Genomic DNA, 3,897 nt, shown 5'->3' on the forward strand with positions numbered 1-3,897 from the left:
CCAGTGTCGATGAGGTGTGCAAGTGGGCTAGAGGGCTTTATCTACGCCGCAAGGTTGGCCCTTAAGGCTGGGAGCGAGCTTCCTCTAAGCCATGTGACGGTAGCTGGCCGCCACAAAAACAAGATACAAGGCTGGGATGAAATCCGAGCATTGCCATGCCTGCACGAGCTGGGATTTTGTCCCGGCCTACAAAGGCCACGTCAAAGTTATCTCGCACAAAAAAACGGCGCCGAAGATGTGGGCGGATACATCTTCGGCGCCGCGAGTCGACAACGGTTGCAAAGGGAGGAAAGTCAACCGTTGCGCATGCCGCCGATGAGTGGCGCGTCCTCGGGCCGGCCACTGGGAGGCCGGCTCAAGAACGCCATCGCGCGGATGCCCATTCAGTCTGGCCAAACGCTGCTGCCATGCCCATGGCGCAAAGGGTCAAATCCTTGTGCGAATGGGCCAACTTCAGTTGAGAATTTCCCGCCAGTTGGCACGGTTTACATTGTTGGGGTTTGTCTTTGAATTGAGTTTGTTCAACTGCGGAACGTTGCCGGTGGTGTTGGTACCGACCACGGCGTTGCTGCCGTTCTGCAGAATCGACACGCCCGTGGGCGCCGATTGCGTGGTCAGATAATTCACCACGCTGCCGCTGCTGCTCTCCAGCACGGACACGCCAGCGTAGTTGGTCGCGTAGATTCCACCTTGCAACGAGCATGGATCGGAGGAAGGGATCACCGTCACCCATGCCAGCACGTTCAGGCCTGCGGTCGCAGCAGGGTTCACCACGATGCGCTCGGTACCGCCATTGGTGCCGCCCGCCGAATTGGTGAGGTCGTAATACCAGCCCAGCGAACTGTCGCTGAGGCTGGCGCCCACGCTAAGGTCGGTCACCGCGGTCAACGAGCTGCGTGTGAGCGCCAGGCCGGTGGTGGACGGCGTGGTGCCGGAGCCGTCGCGCAAGGCATACATGGTCTGCTGCTGCGTGGTGGTGAGATCGGAGATGTCCAGGAACTGCCCGGTGCCCACGAACACCCAGCGCAGCGTGGTCAAACCGGTCGAACTGACGCTCAGCTCGATGCGCGGCGCGGTAGTGATGGGTTGCGGCTTGTTTGCAACGATCAGCGTGGCAAGCAGCGTGGGCGCAGGATAGTTGCCGGTAGGATTACCGGACGAATCGGTCGCGCCTTCGGTCAAATCGAAACGCCACACGTTGCCGAGCAGATCGCCAGCATAGATCTGGTCGACGGTGCCATCGGTAATGTCCTGCGAATACGCCGTTGCCTGCGCCAGTCCGGCCGGTGCCGTGGCACTGCCCACGCCGGTATCGATCTTCTGCAGCAGCTTGCCGGTCTTCGCGCTGAGTATGTAGAGGATGCCGTGTCCGGCTAGCGTGCCGCCGGTGTTGTTGTAGCCCGAAGTCATCGCGACCACCCAGCCGTACTTGCGCGTCTTGATGATCAGCGGCGCGCCATAGCTGTAGCCCATGTCCGCGTCGGTGAATTCCCATAGCACGTTGGCAGCCTGCGAGGTTTCCACCGTCGAGCTGCTGGAGGTGTCGACGGCTTGTGGCACGCTGGTTACGTCCAGCGCGTAGATCCCTTTGCCGCCCTTGCCGAGGCCGCCCACCAGGAGGGTGTGCCAGTCCGAGGTCGATGCCGTGGTTGCCGGCGCGGCTGTGCCATCGCTGATATAGGTGAAGTCCACGTCCGCCACCTGCGGCGTGGCGTCGACGTAGAAGTGGTGCGCGAAATTGTTGGTGGAGACGCCGTTGAGGTTGGCCAGCGCCGGCAAACCATCGACCAGCGGCGTGTTGCTGGGGCCGTTGAACACCATGCTGGGCACGTAGGCGAACAGTTCGCTGCCACCCCCGGTGACCGAGTTGGTGCTGGTGGCTCCCGTGAAATCCGCCTCGAACGCATGCAGCATGCCGTCGTTCGCGCCCACGTAGATCACCGGCTCGCGATTGGCGATGGTTTTGCTGAAAGCGGTATAGCCCGGATTTGTCGCTTCGGAATAAGAGGGTGACAACGCGTTTTGCACCAGCGTCGCGCCCGAGTTCACGATGTCGCCGAGGATGTGCGTGCGGGTGCGGAACAGCGTGCCTTCATTGCTCTTGTCGCCGCGCAGATAGTCCACCAGTTGCGAGCCGTGCCCGGTGGCATCTACCGCAGTCTGTTCCGAAGTGGAAAGGTTTGCATAGCGGAACGGCACGCCCTTGCTGCCATTCCACGTCACGATGCGCCGTCCGGTGCTCCAGGCCAGTGTGGTGGTGCCGCTGGAAGTAGCTGACTGGGTAAGCGTGTCGAGCTGGATCTGCGCATGCCAGGGCGTGCTGCCGGTGGCCGTGATCACGGACGTACCGGAGGTAGACGCCACGAAACCAGTGACGTCGCCAGTCCACACCACCGGCGTGTACGCCGTGGTGTACGCGGGAAATCCAGTGACCGGCGCGTAGTAGGGCGCCGTATTGGCCGTTACGTTGGACAGCACGCGCGAAGATGAAACAGTAAGCCCCGCGCCGGTTTGCGAAGCGGTGGAGGCCACGTTATTGAAGATCTGCTTCAGGCCGCTCTGGATCAGGTTGGGCTGGTTGCCGGGGAAGTAATTGTCAGGCCGCAAATCGTTGGTGGCGGCGGAGGTGCCGTTCGTATGCCAGGTGAGTATGTTGGCCGGCGTGCCGTCGCCGTTGACGTCATTGAATCCGCCGTATTTCGCGGCCAGCCAGTACATGTTCGGGCCGGATCCGTTGCTGAGGCCCGATGGGTTGTAGGTCGGGTGGCTCGAACTGCCGTCGTAGCTGCCCGGTTCCAGCACGTCGACGGTGTAGGTAGTGACCTTCTGGCTGCCATTGATATCGGCGCGAATATCTTTGGTATGTGCGTAGTAGGCGAGACCTGCCATGTTGTAGGTCGCGTATTCACCGCTGATTTCGTAAGTGCTCCCGAGGGCGGTGACATTCAGGTATTGCGCCATGGTACTGGAAGCTGCCGTCGTGCCTTGCGCTTCGATCAGCGGCAGGTTGCCCAGCTGGGTGACATAGCTGGACGCGTCCAGCGCGGTGCCCACGTTGCCGCCCACTGTCAATGGGGACAACAAGGTGCCAGCGCTGTTCTTCGCGGCGGGGGCCGACGTGGGCACGGCGGTGTCATACCAGGTGTGCGCATCGCCGATGGTCACGATGGCGTTGTTCTGGCAGGTGTATTGGATCGGATCGTTGACCGTTGGGTTGCTGGCGGAAGCCACCGCTGTGCCGGTGAATACCGGGAAACTCGGGTCCGCGCTGTTGCTCGACGTGAGACCGTTGGTGTAGCTCGTATCCAGCGGCACCTGCATGTAATAGGCGAGCGTGGCCCAGTACAGGTCGCCCACGTTGTCGTACTGCTCGTAGCCGTTGGAGTAGCCGAACTTGTTCAGGTAGTTGATGGTGCCGCTGTCGGTGAATGCCGTGCCGCCCGGCGCTTTGGCGTAAGTGGCATCGGCACTGTCCGGATTGGTGTTGAAAATGCCGGTGCTGCCATCCCATTCCGAATAGCTGTTGGTTTGCGGTGAGCCATAACCGTTGTACGTGGTGGGTCCGTTGTCGCGCAGCAGAGCGCGCACCGCGCCGTTGGGTTGCGTATCACCTCTCAGGAAGCCGTACGCCGAAGCGCCGACGCGGATCCTGGTGTAGTTCTGCTGGATCAGGCCTTCAGGCTTGTTGTACTGGCCTGCGCCGGGGTAGTCGGTAGATGCGTGCGCGCTGTTGCAATTGCTTTCCAGCATGCCTGCCACACACACCTGCACCTGTGCGTTGTAGACCGTGTAGAAATTTTTGTTGCCGTCGTTGACGACCGTGGGCGTGTTGTTGTTGTTTTTATTCGGCGCCGTGTAGTTGTTGGAAATGATGAAGCTGGAACCTTGCTGGTACGA

1 protein-coding gene is annotated in these 3,897 nt (G+C 61.1%); it reads right to left on the reverse strand.

Translation table 11 applies throughout. The features are described from left to right. Window positions 1-453 precede the first annotated feature (453 nt). The coding region (locus VJR68_RS20740; RefSeq protein WP_324150716.1) for a pilus assembly protein at window positions 454-3,897 on the reverse strand (3,444 nt) is incomplete at its 5' end.

The sequence above is a fragment of the Dyella sp. genome (genome assembly GCF_035277725.1).
In the GTDB taxonomy this organism is placed as follows: domain Bacteria; phylum Pseudomonadota; class Gammaproteobacteria; order Xanthomonadales; family Rhodanobacteraceae; genus Dyella_B.